20 protein-coding genes and 1 pseudogene are annotated in these 21,926 nt (G+C 64.8%); 9 read left to right on the top strand and 12 right to left on the bottom strand.

Going from position 1 to position 21,926, the window contains the following annotated elements; translation table 11 throughout:
- Positions 1-151: pseudogene (locus CT676_RS37905) on the top strand (IS110 family transposase); the annotation flags it as partial.
- A 116-nt stretch (positions 152-267) separates the two neighbouring features.
- Here the strand turns inward: CT676_RS37905 and moaB are convergent.
- Both moaB and CT676_RS37895 read right to left on the bottom strand, forming a co-directional pair.
- Positions 268-831, bottom strand: coding sequence for a molybdenum cofactor biosynthesis protein B (gene moaB / locus CT676_RS37900; RefSeq protein ID WP_085402539.1), 564 nt, complete (start codon positions 829-831; stop codon positions 268-270).
- A gap of 156 nt (positions 832-987) precedes the next feature.
- Positions 988-1,923, bottom strand: coding sequence for a neutral zinc metallopeptidase (locus CT676_RS37895; protein ID WP_063985124.1), 936 nt, complete (start codon positions 1,921-1,923; stop codon positions 988-990).
- 401 nt (positions 1,924-2,324) lie between these two features.
- On the opposite strand from CT676_RS37895, the gene CT676_RS37890 reads away from it, so the two are divergent.
- Entirely contained in the window at positions 2,325-3,455 is a 1,131-nt protein-coding gene (locus tag CT676_RS37890) for a site-specific DNA-methyltransferase (protein ID WP_135216716.1), read from the top strand.
- 179 nt (positions 3,456-3,634) lie between these two features.
- Positions 3,635-3,961 carry a hypothetical protein gene (locus tag CT676_RS37885; RefSeq protein ID WP_028158214.1) on the top strand — a complete coding sequence of 109 codons (327 nt, stop codon included), beginning with the start codon at positions 3,635-3,637 and terminating at the stop codon, positions 3,959-3,961.
- Positions 3,962-3,977: 16 nt separating this feature from the next.
- On the opposite strand, the gene CT676_RS37880 is transcribed toward CT676_RS37885, so the two are convergent.
- Positions 3,978-4,868: an SDR family NAD(P)-dependent oxidoreductase gene (locus CT676_RS37880; RefSeq protein WP_085402538.1), complete on the bottom strand. Its 891-nt coding sequence runs from the start codon at positions 4,866-4,868 to the stop codon at positions 3,978-3,980.
- A 103-nt stretch (positions 4,869-4,971) separates the two neighbouring features.
- On the opposite strand from CT676_RS37880, the gene CT676_RS37875 reads away from it, so the two are divergent.
- Both CT676_RS37875 and CT676_RS37870 read left to right on the top strand, forming a co-directional pair.
- Positions 4,972-5,847, top strand: a complete 876-nt coding sequence (locus CT676_RS37875) for a LysR family transcriptional regulator (protein ID WP_085402537.1) — start codon at positions 4,972-4,974, stop codon at positions 5,845-5,847.
- A gap of 161 nt (positions 5,848-6,008) precedes the next feature.
- On the top strand, positions 6,009-6,695 hold the full coding sequence (locus CT676_RS37870) for a glutathione S-transferase family protein (protein ID WP_085402536.1): 687 nt from the start codon (positions 6,009-6,011) through the stop codon (positions 6,693-6,695).
- Between the two features lie 58 nt (positions 6,696-6,753).
- Here CT676_RS37870 and CT676_RS37865 read toward each other — a convergent pair whose 3' ends face one another.
- The 6 genes from CT676_RS37865 to CT676_RS37840 all read right to left on the bottom strand — a co-directional run bounded on the left by CT676_RS37865 (position 6,754) and on the right by CT676_RS37840 (position 15,264).
- Positions 6,754-8,763 (bottom strand): HAMP domain-containing methyl-accepting chemotaxis protein, encoded by a 2,010-nt coding sequence (locus CT676_RS37865; protein WP_071916158.1) that lies wholly within the window; start codon positions 8,761-8,763, stop codon positions 6,754-6,756.
- Between the two features lie 297 nt (positions 8,764-9,060).
- The gene (locus tag CT676_RS37860) at positions 9,061-11,070 is read right to left on the bottom strand and encodes a methyl-accepting chemotaxis protein (protein ID WP_085402535.1); all 2,010 of its coding nucleotides are present in this window, start codon (positions 11,068-11,070) and stop codon (positions 9,061-9,063) included.
- 270 nt (positions 11,071-11,340) lie between these two features.
- A complete protein-coding gene (locus tag CT676_RS37855; RefSeq protein WP_135216715.1) occupies positions 11,341-13,887 on the bottom strand; it encodes an HWE histidine kinase domain-containing protein in 2,547 nt (848 codons plus the stop codon).
- Entirely contained in the window at positions 13,884-14,402 is a 519-nt protein-coding gene (locus tag CT676_RS37850; RefSeq protein ID WP_244623415.1) for a biliverdin-producing heme oxygenase, read from the bottom strand. Before CT676_RS37850 ends, CT676_RS37855 begins: the two co-directional genes overlap by 4 nt.
- A gap of 197 nt (positions 14,403-14,599) precedes the next feature.
- Entirely contained in the window at positions 14,600-14,767 is a 168-nt protein-coding gene (locus CT676_RS37845) for a DUF1127 domain-containing protein (protein ID WP_085402532.1), read from the bottom strand.
- 53 nt (positions 14,768-14,820) lie between these two features.
- Positions 14,821-15,264 (bottom strand): nuclear transport factor 2 family protein, encoded by a 444-nt coding sequence (locus tag CT676_RS37840; RefSeq protein ID WP_085402589.1) that lies wholly within the window; start codon positions 15,262-15,264, stop codon positions 14,821-14,823.
- A gap of 91 nt (positions 15,265-15,355) precedes the next feature.
- Between CT676_RS37840 and CT676_RS37835 the strand changes: the two genes are divergently transcribed.
- Complete coding sequence (locus CT676_RS37835; RefSeq protein ID WP_085402531.1) at positions 15,356-16,279, top strand: LysR family transcriptional regulator; 924 nt, start codon at positions 15,356-15,358, stop codon at positions 16,277-16,279.
- 125 nt (positions 16,280-16,404) lie between these two features.
- Here CT676_RS37835 and CT676_RS37830 read toward each other — a convergent pair whose 3' ends face one another.
- Positions 16,405-17,025 carry a glutathione S-transferase family protein gene (locus CT676_RS37830; RefSeq protein WP_085402530.1) on the bottom strand — a complete coding sequence of 207 codons (621 nt, stop codon included), beginning with the start codon at positions 17,023-17,025 and terminating at the stop codon, positions 16,405-16,407.
- Positions 17,026-17,166: 141 nt separating this feature from the next.
- On the opposite strand from CT676_RS37830, the gene CT676_RS37825 reads away from it, so the two are divergent.
- The gene (locus CT676_RS37825; RefSeq protein ID WP_085402529.1) at positions 17,167-18,447 is read left to right on the top strand and encodes a flavin-dependent oxidoreductase; all 1,281 of its coding nucleotides are present in this window, start codon (positions 17,167-17,169) and stop codon (positions 18,445-18,447) included.
- Positions 18,448-18,708: 261 nt separating this feature from the next.
- On the opposite strand, the gene CT676_RS37820 is transcribed toward CT676_RS37825, so the two are convergent.
- Positions 18,709-19,131 (bottom strand): PaaI family thioesterase, encoded by a 423-nt coding sequence (locus tag CT676_RS37820; RefSeq protein ID WP_085402528.1) that lies wholly within the window; start codon positions 19,129-19,131, stop codon positions 18,709-18,711.
- 52 nt (positions 19,132-19,183) lie between these two features.
- Positions 19,184-20,323, bottom strand: a complete 1,140-nt coding sequence (gene mutY, locus CT676_RS37815; RefSeq protein ID WP_085402588.1) for an A/G-specific adenine glycosylase — start codon at positions 20,321-20,323, stop codon at positions 19,184-19,186.
- Between the two features lie 128 nt (positions 20,324-20,451).
- Here mutY and CT676_RS37810 point away from each other — a divergent pair, with 128 nt between their 5' ends.
- Both CT676_RS37810 and CT676_RS37805 read left to right on the top strand, forming a co-directional pair.
- Positions 20,452-20,943 (top strand): DciA family protein, encoded by a 492-nt coding sequence (locus CT676_RS37810; RefSeq protein WP_135216714.1) that lies wholly within the window; start codon positions 20,452-20,454, stop codon positions 20,941-20,943.
- A 140-nt stretch (positions 20,944-21,083) separates the two neighbouring features.
- Entirely contained in the window at positions 21,084-21,740 is a 657-nt protein-coding gene (locus CT676_RS37805; RefSeq protein WP_085402527.1) for a DsbA family protein, read from the top strand.
- The last annotated feature ends 186 nt before the right edge of the window (positions 21,741-21,926 follow it).

Here is a 21,926-nt window from a genome sequence, read left to right as displayed (position 1 = left end):
CAGACGTCACAACCCCGTCCTCAAGGCCTTCTTTGAGCGCCTCGTGGCCAATGGAAAGCCGAAGCTCGTTGCCCTGATCGCCGTCGCCCGCAAGCTGCTGACCATCCTCAATGTCATGATCAGGACGAAAACACCATGGCAACCCGCTTGACAGCGAACACAGTCGCTCACCCGTCTCGCCGCTCCGCGGCGAGCCACCCTCTCCCACAAGGGGAGAAGGGAAGAGGTCCGCGCCTAGCTCAGCAAAGCAGCGTCAAAGCAACGCACTCACACCGTCGCGCCCTGCGCCTTTGCCCTTCGCAGATGCTCGTCCAGGCGCGGCATGATCTCGACGAAATTGCAGGGACGCGTGCGGTAGTCGAGCTGGGCCGCGAGGATGCCGTCCCAGCCGTCGCGACAGGCGCCGGGTGAGCCCGGCAGGCAGAAGATGTAGGTGGCGCCGGCGACGCCGGCGGTGGCGCGGCTCTGGATCGTCGACGTGCCGATCTTGGCGTGGCTGAGCATGTGGAAGGCGATCGAGAAGCCGTCCATGCGCTTCTCGAACAGTGGCTCGATCGCCTCCGGCGTGACGTCGCGTCCGGTAAAACCGGTGCCGCCGGTGGTGATGACGACGTCGATGCCGGCATCGGCAATCCAGCGGCGGACGACGGCGCGGATCGCCTCGACGTCGTCGGTGACGATCTCGCGCGCGGCGAGATGATGGCCCGCCGCGGTGAGGCGGTCGGCCAGCGTCTGGCCGGACTTGTCGTCGGCGAGCGCGCGCGTGTCAGAGACGGTGAGCACCGCGATGTTGAGCGGGATGAATTGTTTTGACTCGTCGATCGAGGCCATTGGTCCTTCCTCTCGTGTCCCGGACGCGATGCAGCGCGTCAGCGGTGCGTCGCAGAGCCGGGACCCAGAGCTGAGAGACCGGCATTGTGGGCCCCGGCTCTGCAGCGCACCGCTGAAGAAGCGCTGCGCTGCGTCTGGGGCACGAAGTCCTGGCGACTACGACCCGCTGCCGAACGTGTTGCAGGCCTGGACGGTCCCTTGCTGGTAGCCGGTCATGAACCACTGCTTGCGTTGCGCCGCCGAGCCGTGCGTGAAGGAATCGGGCACGACGCGTCCCGTGGCCTGGCGTTGCAGCGTGTCATCACCGATCGCGCTCGCCGTGGTCAACGCGGCGTCGATGTCGCCGGGCTCGAGGAAGTTCGGACGCTTTTTCGACTCGCGATTGACCCAGACGCCGGACAGGCAATCGGCCTGCAATTCGACCTTCACCTGGAGCGCATTGGCCTCGGCCTTGCTGCCGGCCTGCTGCTGCAGCCGCGTCACGCGCGGAATGATGCCGAGCAGGTTCTGGATGTGATGGCCGGCCTCATGCGCGATGATGTAGGCGGTGGTGAAGTTGCAGGCGGACTTGCCGGAGCAGCCGCGGAAGCGCGTCTCGACCTCGCGGAAGAAACTGGTGTCTAGGAAGATGGTACGATCCGGCGGACAGTAGAACGGCCCCATCGCCGACTCTGCCCGGCCGCAGCGGCCGCCATTGGTGACGTTGCGGAACAGCACGACCTTCGGACCGGTGTAGGACTGGCCGCTGGCCTGGAAGATTTCGCTCCAGCGGTCGTCGATCTCGCCGAGGATGCCGGAGATCATGCTGCCCATCTCGTCGGTCGGCGCGCCGCGCTTGGCGGAGGTCGACTGACGATCGGTCTGGTAGGAAGGCGCCTGGCCGCCGCCGGTGAGGATCTCGGCGCCGCCGATCAGGATGCGCGGATCGATGCCGAAGGCATAACCGACCAGGCCGAGCACGATGATGGTGCCGATGCCCAGACCGCCGCCGCCCATCGGCAGGCCGAACCCGCCTCCGCCGCCGCCCATGCCGCCACCGCCGTCGCGGCGATCCTCAATGTCGTCGCTGCGGCGGAAATCATCATAACGCATGGCGGGTTTCCCTCAGTCCTCAATTGGCGTCATTTGGGCGCATAAGCGCGAAAGCTCAACGCGCCACACACGTAAAATTTCCAATGCGTTAATCAATATCCCGCTCGGCAATTATTGCCTAGTGCGACAGCATGCCGATGCCAGCAATTTTTTCCGGGGTCGTGCAATTTTTTCCGAGAGAAATTTGGCGACCTGACTGCTCCCGCAACGCGAAGAAATACGAAATACACTGGAAAACACGACGAATGCGCAGAGCGAAACGCGCACAATGCGTGATGCGAGGGCTGCTCACCAAAGCGGCGGGTTAAGTCGATTTTTACTTTGCCGCTCCATTGTAACGGTCAGTCGGTTGTTTGGTCCCGCGTCGCCGACAGCGTCGCCTGAGTCAGAGTTCTTGAGTCATGGTAGTGTCGCGTCGCGGGGCGTCTGCAAGGGCGCCCCGCACAAATTTTGAGTCCGCTTCGCACAGCATCATCCTCGGTGATTGCGTCGCCGAGATGTCGAAGCTTCAGGCCGGTTCGGTCGACCTCGTGTTCGCCGATCCGCCCTACAATCTCCAGCTCAAGGGCGATCTGAAGCGCCCCGACGAATCCCATGTCGATGCCGTCAACGACGACTGGGACAAGTTCGATTCGTTCTCCGCCTATGACGATTTCACCCGCGCCTGGCTGCTTGCCGCCCGCCGCGCGATGAAGCCGTCGGCGACGATCTGGGTGATCGGCTCCTATCACAACATCTTCCGCGTCGGCGCGATCATGCAGGACCTCGGCTTCTGGCTCCTGAACGACATCGTCTGGCGCAAGTCGAACCCGATGCCGAATTTCCGCGGCCGCCGCTTCACCAACGCGCACGAGACCATGATCTGGGCCGCGCGCGACGAGAAGGCCAAGGGCTACACGTTCAACTACGAGGCACTGAAGGCCGCCAACGAGGACGTGCAGGCACGGTCCGATTGGCTGATCCCGCTCTGCACCGGCGAGGAGCGCCTCAAGGGCGCCGACGGCAAGAAAGTGCATCCGACGCAGAAGCCGGAAGGCCTGCTCGCGCGCGTGCTGCTGTCGTCGTCGAAACCCGGCGATCTCGTGATCGATCCCTTCAACGGCACCGGCACCACCGGCGCGGTCGCAAAACGTCTCGGCCGCTCCTATATCGGCTTCGAGCGCGACAAGACCTACGCGAAGGCCGCCGAAGCGCGCATCGCCGCGGTCGAGCCGCTGCCGGAGGAAAGCCTCGCTCCGTTCATGACCGCGCGCGAAGCGCCGCGGGTCGCGTTCTCCGAGCTGATCGAGCGCGGCATGATCCTGCCCGGCACGAAGCTGTTCGACGCCAAGAAGAAGCTCGGCGCACTCGTGCGCGCCGACGGCGCCATCATGCTGGGCGACAAGGTCGGCTCGATCCACCGCATCGGCGCCGTGGCGCAAGGGGCGCAAGCCTGCAACGGCTGGACCTTCTGGCATGTCGAGACCAAGAAGGGTCTCAAGCTGATCGACGAGTTCCGCGCCGAGATCCGTGCGGGGATCGGGGCGGAGTAGTTTTCTCCGCGGTCCCGTAGGGTGGGCAAAGCGAAGCGTGCCCACCACCTTGGAATATGCCGCAAGCGACGCGGTGGGCACGGCGCTTCGCGCCTTTGCCCACCCTACGGCTCCTTGAATGCCGCCACAGCCAGGACTAGATTTCACCGATCAGCCCCGTCCTGACCGGTCCGGCTCCCATGCGACGACAGTCCGAGACATTGCTGCTGGTGCCGCTGCTGCCGATCTTCCTGCTCGGCATGTTTCCGATGTTCCTGATCGCCCTGCTCGGCTTTTTCGGCCTCGCCATCTTCGGCGTGCTGGTGGTCTGCGTCGGGCTGGCCAGCAGCAACGAGGCCCACGACAATTTCAATCACGACGTCATCGTGCACGGCTACGCGCGCGGATCGGAGCGCAAGGCGCGGGCCTCCAGCATGCACGCCGCAACGCGGCTCGCGATGCGGCTGGACGCTGTCGGCGCCGGGATGATCGTCATCGCCGTCGTCGGCCTGCTCTATTCCAGTTGAGCGTCGAGGCGCGGCCTCACGGCGCCAGACGGGCGATCAATCGATCGGAGGCATCCATGAGCGCCGTCGCATAGGATCGCTCCGCAGACGAAGGGCTCGGCAGGATCGCCTCAGCCTTGTTGTTGAGCATGACACCGCTGCGGCCGTTGAGATCAGGCGACACCAGGAGCGGCACCAGTCGCTCGGCATAGGCGTCCGGCTCGACCATCATGAAGCTGGTCAGCCAGTTGATCAGCGAGACGAGCGCACGCGACCCGAACAGATTGGCGCGAATATCGGTCTTCACGAAGCCGGGATTAAGGCCGAACACATCGACATCGGCAAAGCGCCTGGCGGCCTCGAGGACGAGCACTTCGTTGCCCGCCACGGTGTTCGAGTGGGCTGCGAACCGCTTGTAGCGCCGCTCCGAATTCAGATCGGCGACATCGGCCCTCTGCTCCGTCCCGGGGAATCCCATGACGAATATCCGAGACTTGAATGTGGCCGTGGCCCTGTCCCTTCCAAGACGAGAGGCGATCGCGTTCAGGATGACGAAGCGGCTCAGATAGCTGACGGCAAGATCGCGTTCGATGCCTTCCGCCGTCACCTCACGCCTGGGCCCCGCCATGATGCCGGTCGTGAAGACGACGATGTCGAGCGTCTCGGCGGGAAGCTCACGGCCGATCCGCCTGGCTTCTCGCATCAGGCTCAGATCGGCCTGCATGAATGCGATGCCCGGCACGTTCTGATCGCGGAACGTCTGGCCGACGACGAGGACACGCGCCCCCTTGGCCGCCAATTGGCGGCTGAACGCCCGGCCAATGCCGCCGGTGCCGCCGATCACCGCCACATTCAATCCAGCGAGCCTGAGGCCTTCGAGCGCCGGCGGATTCACCTTCAGGTTCTTGTCGAGTTCTACGCGTTTCATGGATGGCTTGCCCTGCAATGTCAGCAAAGGGCAGATGGACCTTCCACTCAATGGAATAAATGCCGTAAAATGGAACTGATTGATCCACTGATGGAATAATGAAATGGCGTTGTTGAACGATATGGCGCTGTTCGTGGAGGTCGCGAAGGCCCGCAGCTTCCGTCGCGCCGCCAAGACCCTCGACATGCCCAATTCGACGCTGTCGCGCCGGATCGATCTGTTGGAGAAGGAGATCGGGCTTCGCCTGTTGAACCGGACGACCCGCAAGATCGAATTGACCGAAGCCGGCCAGATCTACTTCGAGCGCTGCAAGCGCATCGTGGACGAGGCGCGCCTGGCGCATGAGCAACTGGACGGGATGCTGGCGCAGCCGAGCGGCATGCTCCGCGTCTCGCTGCCGGTGGATTTCGCGAACACCTACCTCGCACCGTTGATCGCCGAATTCGCGCGGCAATATCCCGACATCGATTTCGAATTCGACCTGACGCCGCGACGTGTCGATCTCGTATCGGAGCCGTTCGATCTGGCGATCCGCGTCGGAGAATCAGAGCCATCCCACATGATCGCGCGGCCGCTCGCCCGTATGCCGGGATATCTCTACGCCTCGCCGCGCTATCTCGAGACCAACGGCGAGCCGCATGAACCGGCGGACCTCACCCGTCATCAATGCTTGTGCATGACGAAGGTGAGTGCGTGGACGTTACACAGGGGCACGCAGATGGAGCAGACCGACGTCGGCGGCCGTTTTCGGCTCAACAACGTGGGACTGATCCGCCGCCTCGCAACGCTCGACACGGGCATCGCCTTTCTTCCGCAAGAGATCGTGGCCGACGAAGTGGCGGATGGCCGGCTGCGTCGCATCATGCCGCAATGGCAGGGCTCGCCCGTCACCGTCTACGCAGTCACCGAGACGCGCCTGCTGCCAGCCAAGACGCAGCGCTTCATTGAATTCCTGCGGGAACGGCTCAGCCGGACTTGAATCGTCATTACGGCGGCGATCGGCCTTTGTTACGCAGGCTGATCTGCGTACCGCGCAGACACCGCCCGGCAAACTCGCCGGTTGCTCTCCCCGGCCATGTTCAGGCACAGAAGGCCGCGACGCTGCATTCATTCTCTAAAAAGGGAATTGGGGAGACAAACATGCTCAAGTTCTATTTCAACGGTTCGCCGAACCCGACCAAGGTCGCGCTTTATCTGGAAGAGGCCGGCCTGGCGTTCGAGCCGGTCAAGATCGACACCCGCACGGGCGAGCAGTTCGCGCCGGACTATCTGAAGATCAATCCGAACGGCAAGGTGCCGGCGATCGACGACAACGGCACCATCGTGTTCGACTCGAACGCCATCCTGCTCTACCTCGCCGAGAAGACCGGCAAGTTCCTTCCCGCCGCCAACGTCCGCGGCGAGACGCTGTCATGGCTGATGTTCATTGCCACCGGCGTCGGGCCGTATTCGGGCCAGGCCGTGCACTTCAAGCATTTTGCGCCGAAGGACCAGAACCACGACTACGCCCATAACCGCTACCAGTACGAGACCGATCGCCACTACAAGATTCTCGACGGTCACCTTGAAGGCCGCTGCTACATGGTCGGCGACAGCTATTCGATCGTCGACATGGCGCTGTGGGGCTGGGCGCGGATGGTGCCGTTCAAGCTCGGCGACGATGCCTTTGCGCGCTATCCGAACGTGAAGCGGCTGGTGGACGAGATCTCGGCGCGGCCGGCGGCGGCGCGCGCGATCGCGCTGAAGGACAAGTTCACCTTCAAGGCCGAGATGGACGACGAGGCGCGCGCCAACATGTTCAAGCACATGACGACGAAGGTCGCCTGATCGCGCGACGCAGCTTTTGGAGGCCACGCGCATGCGCGTGGCCTTTTGCGTTTGCGGCTCAGGCGGCGTGGACCGAGCTCAGGAATTTTGCGACTTCCTGCTTCAGCCGATTGCTGTCTGAAGACAGCGAGCGCGCCGCCGAGAGCACCTGCGAGGAGGCCGAGCCGGTCTCGGAGGCTCCGCGCTGCACGTCGCCGATATTGGTCGATACGCGCTGCGTGCCGTGAGCGGCCTGCTGGACGTTGCGGGAGATTTCCTGTGTGGCAGCGCCCTGCTCTTCCACGGCCGCCGCAACCGTCGACGAGATCTCCGACAGCCGCTCGATGGTGCCGCTGATCTCCCGGATCGAGCCGACCGACTCCTCCGTCGCGGCCTGGATGCCGGAGACCTGCTGGGCGATCTCGCCCGTGGCCTTCGCGGTCTGCTCGGCCAGCGCCTTGACCTCGGAGGCGACCACGGCAAAGCCGCGACCGGCCTCGCCCGCACGCGCCGCCTCGATCGTCGCGTTCAGTGCCAGCAGATTGGTCTGGCCGGCAATCGTGCTGATCAGCTCGACCACGTCGCCGATACGGGCGGCGGCCTTGGACAGTTCACCGACCCGTTCGTTGGTCCGCGTTGCCTGACCCACAGCCTCGCTGGCGATGCGGGCGGATTCCTGCACCTGGCGGGCGATCTCCGAGACCGAGGAGGACAGTTCCTCGGTCGCCGAGGCAACGGCCTGCACATTGGCCGAGGCTTCCTGGGAGGCGCTGGCGACTTCCGTCGACAGATCCTGGGCGCGGCTGGCCGTCGTGGTCAGGGTGCCCGCGGAAGCCTCGAGCTCGTTTGATGCCGACGACACGGTGTCGACGATCTCGCCCACCGCTCGTTCGAACTGATTGGCCAGGTTTCGCATGTCGGCCTTGCGGCTCTCCGCCTGCCGCGCCTCGACCTCGACCTGCTCGTGGCGCAGGCGGTCGGTCTCGACCATGCTCTCCTTGAACACCTGGATCGCCTTGGCCATCTCGCCGATCTCGTCGCGATTTCCGCGGCCGGGGATCTCAACCTTGAGATCGCCACCGGCGAGGGCTCCCATCGCCCGGGTCATCGTGGTCAGCGGTCCGACGATGCTGCGCGCGATCAGGAAGGCGACGAGGCCGCCGAACAGGACCGCAAGGCCGCCGGCGACTTCCTGAATCCAGGTCGTGCTGGCAATGACGCCATCGGCGGCCGCGCGCGACTTCTGGTAGTCGGCCTTCAATCCGGTCTCCGCCACCTTGAGCCTGTCGACGCTATCGCTGATCAAGGGGGCGATCTCATTGCGGTAGATTTCATCGGCCTGGAGGATTGCGGCGGATGTCGTCTCGAAAGCCCCCTTGTAGGTCGAAAGTGAACTCTTGATCGGCCCGAACGCGGCCTTGACCTCGTCCGGGAGACCGGCCCCCTCAAGTGACTTGAGTGCTTGCTGCGCCCGATCGACATTGGTCCTGAAGGTCGCCGGCCCCTTCGCGTCCCGGACGGCGAGGAAGCGCCAGTTTGAGACACGAACAAGGAGGATCTTGGATTCGAGATCGGCGACGGGGGCGGTCACGCTGGTGTCGCCGGTTGCACCCGCGGCCTCGACCAGCTTGCCGGTGTTGGCGGTGAGCTCGTCGCCGCCGGCGAGCAAAGTGGCCTTGCCTTTCGTCGTCTCGTTGACGGCAGCGCCCATGCGCTCGCGCAGGGACTTCATCTTGTCGACGTCGCCGACGAGGCCATTGTAGATCTTGAGCCGCTCCTCGGAGACCGTCGACTTGGCCGCGGCCCTCAACAGCTCGGCCGTCGCCGCCTCCCGCTCCGCAGCCTCCTTGAAGGCCGGCTCGTTGGCGTCATAGATGTAACGCAGATTGGCACGCCGCAGCGCCTGGAGGTTGATCGAGATTTCCTGCACGCGGGCGGTGTTGTCCGAGAGCGCGGAGAGCCGCGCCATCTGGCCCTGGACGGCCCACAAATTCCAGACCGCAACCGCGGCCATGATCAAACCAACGACCACGAGAACCGAAAATCCGGCGTAGAGACGCCCCCGAATTCTCAAACGCAAGCTCGGCATCACTGTCCACCCATTGCAGCAGAAAAGCAGAAGCAGCCGACGACCTTGGCGCGATTGCAACGACTGATCATTGCAGCCACGCCTGCGAGAATCGCGCTGCGCTGCCGTACAATGCGGAACAATTGTTAATTGCGGCTGTATTTTACCGGTGTCGAATACGGAGAAGCCGACGAAGACACCACCGTATTCCGGACATCAAGCGGTGGCGCGCGCGAGCGATGTCCTCATCCCACCACGCCGCCATGGCAGGTCCACGCGCATGCGCGTGGACCTTTTGCTTTTGCGGGTCGGCGCCGATCAGGCAGCGTGGACCGAGTCCAGGAACTTCGCGACTTCCTGTTTCAGCCGGTTGCTGTCTGAAGACAGCGAGCGCGCCGCCGAGAGCACCTGCGAGGAGGCCGAGCCGGTCTCGGAGGCGCCGCGCTGGACGTCGCCGATATTGATCGAGACGCGCTGCGTGCCATGGGCGGCCTGCTGGACGTTGCGGGAGATGTCCTTCGTCGCCGCGCCCTGCTCTTCCACGGCGGCGGCCACCGCCGACGAGATTTCCGACAGCCGCTCGATCGTGCCGCTGATCTCCCGGATGGAGCCGACCGACTGCTCGGTCGCGGCCTGGATGCTCGAAATCTGCTGGCCGATCTCGCCGGTCGCCTTCGCGGTCTGCTCGGCCAGCGCCTTGACCTCGGAGGCGACCACCGCAAAGCCGCGGCCGGCCTCGCCGGCGCGCGCGGCCTCGATGGTGGCGTTCAGCGCCAGGAGGTTGGTCTGGCCGGCAATCGTGCTGATCAGCTCGACCACGTCGCCGATGCGGGCGGCCGCCTTGGACAGCTCGCCGACGCGCTCATTGGTCCTGCTTGCCTGCCCGACCGCCTCGTTGGCGATCCGGGCCGATTCCTGCACCTGGCGGGCGATCTCGGTGACCGAGGAGGACAGCTGCTCGGTCGCGGACGCCACCGCCTGCACATTGGCCGTGGCCTCCTGTGACGCCGACGCCACCTCGGTCGACAGATTCTGCGCGCGCGTCGCGGTCGTCGTCAGGGTGCCCGCCGACGCCTCCAACTCGTTCGATGCCGACGACACGGTGTCGACGATCTCGCCGACCGCCTGCTCGAACTGGTCGGCGAGCCGGACCATGTCGGCCTTGCGGCTCTCCGCCTGCCGCGCCTCGGTCTCGGTCTGCTCCGTGCGCAGCCGTTCGGTGTCGATCATGTTGGTCTTGAACACCTCGATCGCCTTGGCCATGTCGCCGATCTCGTCGGCCTTGCCGCGCCCGGGAATCCCGACCTCGAGATTGCCGCCGGCCAGCAGCCCCATCGCTCGCGTCATCGACGTCAGGGGACCGACGATGCTGCGGGCGATCAGGAAGGCGACGATCAATCCGAACAGGGTGGCAAGGCCGCCCGCGATCGCCTGCACGGTGGTCGTGCCGTCAATCACGGCTTCGGCCTGGCTGCGCGACTCCTTGTAGTCCTTCTTCAAGGCGGCTTCCGCGACCTTGAGCTTGGCGATGCTGTCGACGATGAGGGGCGCGAGGCTCTTGTGGTAGATCTCGTCGGCCTGCAGCATCGCGGCCGACGTCGTCTCGAACGCGGATTTGTAGATTCCGAGCGAGGTCTTCACCGGCGCGAGCGTCGTACGCAGTTCGGTCGCCTGCGGGCTCTTTTCGAGCGCCGAGAGGCGCTGCGACGCCCTGTCCACATTGGTTCTGAAGTTGGCGGGCCCCTTGCTGTCGCGCAGGGCCAGGAAACGCCAGTTCGCGATCTGGACGAGCAGGAGTCTGGATTCGAGGTCCGCAACGAGGGCCCCGGTGTCTTCGTCGACGGCTGCGCGCGCCACATCGACCAGCTTGCCCATCTTGACAGTCAACTCGTCACCGCTCGGCAGCAGCGTCGCCTTGCCGGTCCGCGCCTCGTTGACGGCGTCGCCGAGATTGTCACGCAGGCTTCGCATTTTCGCGATGTCGGCGATCAGATCGTTGTAGAGCTTCCGCCGCTCCTCGGAGAGCGTTCCCTGCGCCCCGACCTTCAACAGCTCGGTCGCCGCGGTTTCACGCTCTGCGGCCTCCTTCATTGCGGGCTCGCTGGCGTCGTAGATGTAGCGCAGATTGGCGCGCTGGATCGCCTGAAGATGGGTCGAGACCTCCAGGACCCGCGCCGTGCTGTCCGAAAATGCCGAAGCCTTTGCGACCTGGTCCTGCACGGACCGCAAATTCCAGATGGCGACCACCGCCATCACGAGACCAACCGCCACCAAGGCCATGAAACCCGCGTACAGGCGTCCCCTGATCCGCAAACGAAAGTTCGGCATTCCCACTGTCCACCCAGGTGCATGTGAATTCGGGCGGACGAACGACCCCGGCAATCGTCACGGCCACCCCCGGCAGCCGCGAGTCGCTTTTCGGCACCCACGCTGCACCGCGGTACAATGAGGGACACTCGTTAATTGAACCTTCCGATTTTTCGCGCATGTGTGTGCCGGCCCGCACAGGACCTGCTGATTTTATCGGCAGTTGCGCAGGTTTCGGTGCAAAGCCCGCAGCCGCTTGCAGAGCGCTGCACGCGTCGCCGGGATGGATGTCTATTGAGCGACCGTCCCCTGCAATTTGCCGAGCGCGTTCTCGACGACTTCCAGCGTGTAGGGCTTCTGGACCACCGGCGCGAACGCCAGCTCTTCCGGGATCGGCGCGCGCTCGCCATAGCCGGTCGCGAACATGAAGGGCACGCCGATCTCCTTCAGCTTCTCGGCCACCTTGATGCTGCTCTCGTTGCCGAGGTTGAGATCGAGCAGCGCAAAGCCCGGACGCGTGCGCTCGATCGCGCGCAACGCCTGGTCGACGCTCGCCGCAGTGTCGACATGGCGGGCACCGAGATCGAGCAGGATGACTTCGGCCGCCATGGCGATGATCAGATTGTCCTCGACGATCAGCGCGGTCTCGGAAATTCGCGGACGGGCGGGTTGCTGCTCCTCGACGCGCATGGCGGCTCCTCCGATTGATGGCACCAGTTCGACAAAATTGGGCGGGATGATGAACTTGGCCTGCACCCCGAGCAGGTCGAACCGGATTTCGGCTTCGCCCTTAAGGTCGAAGGGGACGGAACGCTCGATGATGGTGGTCCCGAAGCCGCGGCGCGACGGCGGCTGCACCGGCGGCCCGCCGCTCTCCTTCCATTCGATGACAAGGCTGGAAGATGGATCGAGGCGCCACACCACCTCGACGCTGCCGGTGGAATCGGCCAGCGCGCCATATTTGGCGGAATTGGTCATCATCTCGTGCACGACCAGCGCCAGCGTCGCGAACGCCTTGGGATCGAGCGCGACGTCGGGCCCGCCCATCTTCACGCGGCCGGCGCGCGCGCCGAGATAGGCGCCGGCCTCGGACTCGACCAGCGAGCGCAGCGCAACCGGCGCCCAGTTCAAATTGGTGATCTGGTCGTGGGCGCGGGCCAAAGCCTGGATGCGGCCACCGAGCACGCCGGCAAACTCCTCAACCGAAGTTGCAGTGTCCTTGCTCTGCGCGACCAGCGCGCGGACAAGGCTCAAAATGTTGCGGACGCGGTGATTAAGCTCGGCGATCATCAACTCCTGCCGCTCCTGCGCGCCGCGACGCTCGCGGGCGGCAAGGTCGGACAGTTGCAGGATCACTTCGAGCAGCGTGACGCGCAGGCTCTCGGCGATGCGGATGTCGGCCGTGGACCAAGGTTTCGACTGGCCCGCCACCGTTTCCTGCCAGAGCTCAAAGCTCTTGCGCGGCGTCAGGCGCGGTCCGTTCGGTCCCTCGTCATAGACCTTGTCGGGCGCGCCGGCCCAGTTCACTGAGCGCACGACCTCGCGCCGGAAGAAGATCAGGCAATCGCGCGGAGTCCGCGAGATCGGAATGGCGAGAAATCCGGCTGCGCGGTCGCGAAAGGACTGCCCGGCAGCATAGACCTTGGCAATCTCGGCACTGGCGAAAATCCGTCCCGGCGAGGTCCGGTTGATGAAGGCGACCAGCTCCTTCACCTCGTCCTCGGTCGGCGTCTGGCCCTGAAGCGTGATCTTGTTGTCGGACCATACCGCCACGCCGTCGCAATCGATCATCCCGCGATAGTCGCCGAGGAAGTCGACGATCGCGCGCCGGCTGTGCTCGTGCGAGGCCGCGGTCTCGATCAACCGCTCCTGCACCTGGTGAGCGCGCATCTCATAGGCGACATTGCCCTCGCGCTCGCGCCCCTCCACGATCCAGGAGAACATCTGCCCGAACAGCTCGGACGCGGTGCGCTTCTCGAACGAGATGTAGCGCGGCGAATAATGATGGCAGGCGAACAGGCCCCACAGCTTGCCGTCGCGCAGGATCGACACCGACATCGAGGCCCCGACGCCCATGTTGCGCAAATATTCGATGTGAATCGGCGAGACCGAGCGCAGCACGCTCATGGAGAGATCGAGCAGCCCCGCATTGTGCGTTGCCGTCGAAAACAACGCGGCTGGTTTCGAATTGATATCGGCGATGATGCGCAGCCAGTTGCGCTGATAAAGGATGCGGGCCTGCTTGGGGATGTCGGAGGCCGGATAGTGCAGGCCGAGAAACCGTTCGAGGCCGGCTTCCGCAGCTTCAGCGATCACCTCGCCCGATCCGTCCGGATGAAATTGATAGACCATGACGCGGTCGAAGCCGGTCAGGACCTTGAGCTGGCGCGCCGCCTCGCGGGCGAGCTCGGTCATGCCGCGCGTCTTGCGGATTCGCTCCAGCATCAGGCGGACGAGCTCGCCGGAATTGACGCCGGGCTCGTTGACGCTGGGCTCTGCCTCGATGACCAGATAGGCGCCGGAGAAGTGGATGGAGAGATCGTAAGGCGGCTTGCCCGCCTGGAGCTCGACACCGAACAGGCGCTCGGTCGTATCCGGGCCGGTGAGATGATCGACGCGGCCGCGAATGGTCTCGACGGCGGCTTCCGAGATGACGCGCGACAGCGGCTGCTGCAGCAGGTCGGCGACGTCAGTCCCAAGAAAGCTGCCGACATTGTCGGAGGCCATGCAGATCGTGAAATCCGACAGCACCGTGAGCAGGAAGCCGAACGGCTGGACGCTGCCGGGAATGTGGATCGGCTCGCGATCGCAATTGGTGAGATTGACCGCCTCGTTCATGCGCGGTCCGCCGCCTGCTCGAAGGCCGCGAAAGCGACACGTGCCGATTCGATCGTCTCGTCCGCGTCGCAATCCTCTTCGTTTTGAAGCTGCGCCAGAAAGCTCTGCCAGAGCCGCTTGCCCGCGCCATGACTGAGATACGCGGTGGCCTCGCCGATGCGCGGATCGCCCGCATCCGCGACCGCCTTCAGCAGAAACTTTGCGCCGAGACGGGAGCCCTCCAGAACATACAACGTGCCGAGCATGCCACTGCGCGTCAGCGGCGGCACGGATACGGTGGATTGCGCGGCGCTGCCGAGCTGCCCGAGATCGGCCGCGATTGCGGCGCTACGCGCCCGCTCCAGCCAATCCGGAAACATCGTGGCGACGCCAGCCTGCACAAGCGCAGCTTCGAGCGGAAGAAGTGCGCCGGCGCTGGCTTGCAGGAAACGGCGGTAACCGGACAAGACCGTGAGGTCGAACGACGAAAGCTGCGCATCGAGCTCGCGGTGCGCATTCGCAGTCGCATCTCTCAATCGTTCGCGGAGTCCGGGAAAGCTGCGGCCCACCTGTGTTGAAACGTCCGAAACCCCAGCCAGCATGAATTTCCCAAACGCGTGCAATGCCGGGGGCGCGATTGCCCCCGAACCGAGCAAACGCCCGGCGGAACCCGAAGGTTCCGCCGGCTCCGATAAAATGGGAGGCAGGCGGCGGCTGGATCTCGTCCGTTCGTCTAACTCCGTCGCACCGGTCTCCTCAGTTCGTACGCGATCTCCGCCCAGGTCATGCCGCAGTCCTGAAGCTCCCGTTCGCTCATGGCGGCGAGCTGGTACCGGGCCTGGGACCGCTCGCGCCTGACAACGACGATCGCTATCAGCCTGCGCCAGATCGACACGACCATCGCCGAACGGGGCCGACGGCACCGGTCGGCGGACGAGATGGTCCTCAATCCGGTCAGCTCGCGGCCCTCACGGGCGTCTGCGGAAACGGACCAAGCGCCCTCTCGGTCAGGGTCGAGTCGCAATATTCCCGGATCTCCTTGATCTTCCCGTCCTCGAGGCGAAACACCAGGCAGTAGTCGTTGTCATAACGAACGCCCTCGGGCGTGACGTTGTCGCCCTTGGCTTCCACCACGACCACGTCGCCATCGGCGATGAAACGGTGAGCTACGGTGCGGGTCCGGTTGCGCAAGCGGGTGCGCACATAACCGTGCAGATCGTTGAGGATCGCCTCCTTGCCGGTGAAGGTGCGGGACCAGGAATACTGGCCGGTCACGACCCATCTGGCATCGTCGGCAAGGCTTGCGGTGAACAGGGCCCGGTCGCGTGCGGCCGGATCGGGGCTGGCGGCGGCGGCAAAGATATCCTGCATCAGTTTCTTGTTGGCGCTCGCGCTCATGGCGGCATCTCCGTTTGGTGGCAACACGGAGATCATCCCTGCCGGATAAGAATTCTTCAAATCGATAGTGGATATGATATCTATTCGCCTCATGAATTTGAATTCGCTTGACCTCAATCTCCTGACCGCGCTCGACGCGCTGCTGCGCGAGGCCAATGTCAGCCGGGCCGCGCTTCGGATCGGGCTGTCGCAGCCGGCCACGAGCCATGCGTTGCAACGCCTGCGCGACATCTTCGGCGATCCGTTGCTGGTGCGCACCGGCGCGCGCATGGAGCTGACGCCGCGGGCGCAAGCGCTCCGCGCGCCGCTGGCCCAGGCGCTCGACCAGGTGCGCGGGCTGTTCATACCTGACGACTTCGACGCCGCGCGCAGCGAGCGGCAATTCCGCCTGATGATGCCTGATCTCGCGGTCGAGCTGCTGATGCCGCCCCTGATGGAGAAAGTCACCCAGGCCGCCCCCAACGTCCGCATCGACGTCGTGCCTTGGCGAGGGTCGACGATCTTCCACGCAGAATTCGCCCGCACCATCGATCTCGTGATCTCGATCGGCAACGCCTTCAAGGGTTTTCACCGCCAGCTGCTCTACACCGACAGCGACGCGCTGGCGGTGCGGCGCGGCCATCCCATGGCTGCGAAGCTGAAGCGGCGCGAGACGTTCCTGGCCGCACGCCATGTCGGCGTGATCATCCGCGGCAGCAGCGAGGATTTGATCGACACCTGGCTGCGCACCAAGGGCATCGAGCGACACATTTCGCTGGTGGTGTCAGGCTATCTCGAAGCGCTGCACGTCGCCGCCCGCACCGACCTCGTCGCCTTCGTGCCGCGCCGGCTGATCGCCGCGCTGTCGAAGCAGCTCGGCCTCGTCACGGTGACGCCGCCGCTCGACCCCGGGATCGACGAGCAGTTCATGTTCCATCCGACCCGCGCGCAGATGGACCCCGGCTCGATCTGGCTGCGGCGACTGATGCTGGAGACGGGACGTGAATTGGAGCAAGCCAAGCGCAAGCTATCGTAGGGTGGATTAGCCGAAGGCGTAATCCACCAACTTTTGCATCTGCGGAGACAAACAGAGGTGGGTTACGCCGAGCAGATACGCTTCGCGCATCTGCTCGTCTAACCCACCCTACGAGAGCTACGTTCCTACGCCTTCTGCGCGTCCATCACCTTGCGCACGGCGGGACGGTCGGACATGCGCTTGAAGTGGTCGGCGATCTTCGGCGTGGCGTTGATGTCGACGCTGTCGCCTTCGAGCCAGGTCGACAGGGTATAGAGATAGGGGTCGCAGATCGTGTACTGCTCGCCCATCACCCACGGTCCCTTGAACATCTTCTGTTCGATCAGGGAGAAGCAGGCGCCCATGGTCTTCGGAATCATCGCCTTCATGTCGGCGAACGAGCTCTCCTCGGCAGCCCAGCGCGCGCCGCGCATCTTGTGGGCATGGTTGATGTGCACGGTCGAGCAGAGATAGGAGTTGAACGACTGCACCCGGGCGAAATCGAAGGGATCGTCGAGCGGCGCGAGCTTCGCCTTGGGGAAGGTCTGCGCGACATAGGCCAGCATCGCGGGCGTCTCGGTCAGCACGCCGCGATCGGTCACCAGCGCGGGCACGCGGCCCTTCGGGTTGATCGCGAGGTAATCCGGGCTGTTCTGCTGGTTGGTCTTGAAGCTCAGCCGCTCGGCCGTGTAGTCGGCACCGGCCTCTTCCAGGGTGATGTAAGTGGCGAGCGCGCAGGTGCCGGTGGCGTAGTAGAGCTTGAACATGTCGGACCTCATGGGAAAGCTGGAAGTTAACGGCTGTCGTCCCCAAGGTCCATAGCACGACGTTCTCCGTGCTTTTGCTCTTCGCAGTTGCCCACCGCCGCCCGCCTGTGCCAAGACGCCCGCAATCGGAGGGGTTTTGTCATGACGGTACTCATCGCCGGTGGCGGCATCGGCGGGCTGACGCTTGCGCTCAGCCTGCACGGAATCGGCGTTCCCGTAAAAGTGTTCGAGAGCGTCGCCGAGCTGAAGCCACTCGGCGTCGGCATCAACGTGCTGCCGCATGCCGTGCGCGAGCTGATCGAGCTCGGGCTGATGGACAGACTGGACGCCAGCGGCGTGCGGACCTGCGAACTCGCCTATTTCTCCAAGCACGGCAAGCCGATCTGGAGCGAGCCGCGCGGGCTGGAAGCCGGCTACAAATGGCCGCAATTCTCGATCCATCGCGGCACCCTCCAGCAGCTCCTGCTCGACACCGCGATCGAGCGGCTCGGCCGCGAGAATATCTTGACCGGCCACCATCTGACCGGCTGGACCGAGACGGAAAACGGCGTGCGCGCCGACTTCATCGACAGGGCGACCGGCAAGGCTGCCGGCAGTTACGACGGCGCGATCCTGATCGCCGCCGACGGTATCCATTCCGCCGTGCGAGAAAAGCTCTATCCGCAGGAGGGACCACCGATCTGGAATGGCCGCATCCTCTGGCGCGGCGTCACGCCGTCAAAAGCCTTCCTCACCGGCCGCACCATGATCATGGCCGGGCACGAGATCCTGAAATTCGTCTGCTATCCGATTTCGAAGGCGCCCGATGCGGCGGGCAACCATCTGATCAACTGGGTTGCCGAGCGCCACATGCCGCCGACCTATCAGTGGCGGCGCGAGGACTATAACCGCACGGCGCGCCTGGAGGAGTTTCTGCCCTGGTTCGAGAGCTGGCAGTTCGACTGGCTGGACGTGCCCGGCCTGATCAAGAACTGCCCGCACGCCTACGAATATCCGCTGGTCGACCGCGATCCGGTGTCGCAATGGACCTTCGGCCGCGTCACGCTGATGGGCGACGCCGCGCATCCGATGTACCCGATCGGCTCGAACGGCGCCTCGCAGGCGATCCTCGATGCCCGCACCATCACCCGCGAGATCCTGGCGCATGGCCCGACGACCGCGGCGCTGCTCGCCTATGAGGCCGAGCGGAGGCCTGCGACCACCGACCTCGTCCTGCTCAACCGCAAGAACGGCCCCGAGCAGGTGATGCAGCTCGTCGAGGAGCGCGCGCCCGACGGCTACGACATCGTCACCGACGTGCTGTCGCAGCAGGAGTTGGAAGACATCGCCGCAAACTACAAGCGCGTCGCCGGCTTCCAGGTCGAGGCGCTGAATGCGAAGCCGCCGATCGTGAGCGCGGATGCAAAGCGGATGGGAGCGTGAGCTCGCGCAAGAAGCGAGATGCGCATTAATGTGCCCTCGCCCCTTGCGGGAGAGGGCAGCACCACTGGCAAACATACACTCGCTTGGGTGAGGGGTCCGTCTCCGCGAGTCCAACTCGCATTTGAGTTCGCGGAGAGAAACCCCTCATCCGGCGCCATAGCCGAAGCTTCGCTTCGGCGTTCTCTTAAGAACGGCGGCCCGAAGGCCGCCTATGCCACCTTCTCCCGCAAGGGGAGAAGGGAAGAGGAATGCGCGGCTCGACTATTTCCCCACCACCCTCGCCGCCTCCAGCAGCCGCTCGCTGGCGCTCGCCGTCGCCAGCACCGTGCCGTCTTCCGCCATCAGCTTCGCCTCGACGAACGCAATCGTCTTGCCGAGTTGCGTCACCCTGGCCTCACCGATGATCGGGCCGGGCCTTGCGGGGCTGAGGAAATTCACGGTCATGCTGATCGTGGTGGTGTAGAGCCGGCCCTCGCTCATCACCAGCACGGCCGGCCCCATGGTGTCGTCGAGCATGGCAGAGAGCATGCCGCCCTGGATGAAGCCCGCCGGATTGCAGAACTCGGGCTTGCCCTCGAAGGCGAGCCTGATCCAGCCCTCCTCCGGACGGGCATCGAGCAGGCGCCATCCGAGCAGCTCGGCGCAGGGCGGCCTTGGAAAGTTGTTGAGTGCGGTCTTGACCATTGGCAGCCTCCGTATCGGGCGCTGATAGCGTAGCGCTGCTGCCAGCGTGCTGTCAGGAAGGTGGGGCCCTTGAAGGGTCCAGCGCGTGTGCGATCACCTTGCGCATGACGTTGGGCAGCGCTTCACCGGCGAGGGTCGCGATCGGCACCCAGCGCATGCCCTCGGGCGCGCGCGTACGCGCTTCGGCCTTCGCCGTGTAGACCACCAGCTCCAGCGGAAAATGCGTGAAGACGTGGGTGACGACGCCCACCTTGCGCTGCCAGCGCGACAGCCCCTTCAGGTCCGGTGCCTGCTGCTTCGCCGTCGCGTCCTCCTGGCCGGCCAGCCAGTCCGAGCCCGGCACCTCGGTCATGCCGCCAAGGAGGCCTTTTTCGGGCCTCGAGCGGACCAGCAGCTCGCCGCCGCGCGTCACGACGAAGGCAGCCCCGCGCCGCAACGTTCCGCTCTTCTTCGGCGCCTTGCGCGGAAACGTTTCCTGCGTCGCCAGCGCACGCGCGGTGCAATCCTCATTGAGCGGACAGAGCGAGCAGGCCGGCTTCTTCGGCGTGCAGATCGAGGCGCCCAGATCCATCAGCGCCTGCGCGCTGTCGCCAGCACGAGACGTCTCGTCGCCGGCGCGAGCGTCCGCAAGCAGCGTCGCCGCCAGTTGCTGGATCAGCGGCTTGGCCTGCGGCAGCTCCTCCTCGACGGCGAACAGGCGCGACACCACGCGCTCGATGTTGCCGTCAACAGGCATGGTGCGGCGGTCGAACGCGATCGCGGCGATCGCGGCCGCCGTATAGGGCCCGATGCCCGGCAGCGCGCGCAGCCCCTCTTCCGTGTCCGGAAACACACCGCCGTGCTCGCGCGTCACGGCCACCGCGCAGGCATGGAGATTGCGCGCGCGGGAGTAATAGCCGAGCCCGGCCCACATCCGCAGCACGTCATCCTGCGACGCCCGGCCCAGCGCCGTGACATCCGGCCAGCGCGCGACGAACTTTTCGAAATAGGGGCCGACGGCTTTCACGGTGGTCTGCTGGAGCATGATCTCCGATAGCCAGACGCGGTAAGGGTCCGAGGTCTCGCCGGGCATCGCGCGCCATGGCAGACGGCGGCGATGGCGGTCGTACCAGGCGAGCAACAGCGTTGGGCGAGCCGATGCCTCCGACTGAATTGGTTCCGACTTGGCCATTAGTGCCGATTTGGGGCTCATGCCCTCACTGTAGCGGCAACGCGCCGGCCTCTCCACGTCATGGCCGCGCTCGTCGCGGGCATCCACGTCTTTCTTCGCGGAACGCTCCCCAATGGTGAGGCCTGCGCTCCAAGGTGCTATAAGGGTCCATGTCCAAATTCCCTCCCAGACCCGGTCCCATCAGCGCCAAGCCGCTGTCGCTGCTGCTCAACGACGTCTTTGCCGAGGCCTATGCCAAGCAGGGTTTTGCGGCGCGCGAGCTGGTGACCCGATGGGCGCAGATTGCCGGGCCGGAGATTGCGGCCCATGCCGAGCCTTTGAAGATGCAATGGCCGCGGCCGGTCGAGGGCCAGCCGCAGGAGCCGGCGACCCTGGTGCTGCGGGTCGAGGGGCCGATGGCGCTGGAGATCCAGCACTCCGCCGACGTGATCCTGGAGCGGGTCAATCGCTTCTTCGGCTGGAGCGCGGTCGGCAAGCTCGCCTTCCGCCAGGCCCCCCTGTCGCGCGCCCGGCCGCCGGTCCGGCCCGGTCCGCCGGATCCCAAATCGGTGGCCAAGGTGGCGGAGAGCCTGGGGGACATCGAAGATGAAGAATTGAAGACAGCGCTGGCGCGGCTCGGGGCCGCCTTCAAGCGAAATTGAGCCTCATTCCGCCGGTAATCTGAACCCGTCCCTGTCGCTCGCCATTGCCTCGAACTACGTTTCAAGCTAGCGACAGGCCGCCTGAACGGGAACTTTGATAAGAACCTTGGGGCGAGACCACACCAATCCGGGAGCCGACCTTGATCATCACCCGCCGCGCCTTCAACACGATGCTGTCGCTGACCGGTCTTGCCGCGCTCGCCGGGCTGTCGCCGCTGCGGTTCATCTCCGAGGCGATGGCGCAGTCGGCCGCCGATGTGGCCAAGCCCGTGTCGCTGCCCGACATGGCACTCGGCGCCAAGGACGCCCCCGTCACCATCACCGAATATGCCTCGATGACCTGCCCGCATTGTGCGGCGTTCAACGAGCAGGTGTTCCCCAAGATCAAGTCGGAATACATCGACACCGGCAAGGTGCGTTACATCTTCCGCGAGTTCCCGCTCGACATCAAGGCCGCCGCCGGCTCGATGCTGTCGCGCTGCATCGCCAAGGACGACGCGTCGAAATATTTCGCGGTCACCGACATGCTGTTCCGCCAGCAGAACGATTGGGTGCTGAAGAACACCACCGAGACCCTGACGCGGATCGGCAAGCAGGCCGGCCTCACCCAGCAGCAGGTCGAGGCCTGCCTGAAGGACCAGGCGCTGCTCGACAAGATCGCCGCCGACCAGAAGTACGCCAGCGACGTTCTGAAGGTGGATTCGACGCCGACGTTCTTCATCAACGGCGAGAAGATCAAGGGCGAAGCCTCGTTCGATGAATTCGCCAAGAAGATCAATCCGCTGCTGAAGAGCTGATTTTCCCCGCTCAACGCCTGATTCGCATCTCGAAAGCCGTATCTTTCCCGGCATAAATCCCTTGGGAAAAGCGGTTTTCGCCGGTTGCCCTCGCGGCGCACCGCGGCCATTGTCCGACCGCATGAGGCGCCTCGCGCGACTCACCCAGAGAGTGACATTGCCTTCCATGGTATTGTCCCGGCAGGG

Origin of the sequence: Bradyrhizobium sp. MOS001 (assembly GCF_004634465.1) — a bacterium.
Classification (GTDB): domain Bacteria; phylum Pseudomonadota; class Alphaproteobacteria; order Rhizobiales; family Xanthobacteraceae; genus Bradyrhizobium; species Bradyrhizobium barranii.
The sequence above is the reverse complement of the archived record's forward strand: the minus strand, read 5'-3'. Positions and strand labels throughout refer to the sequence as shown.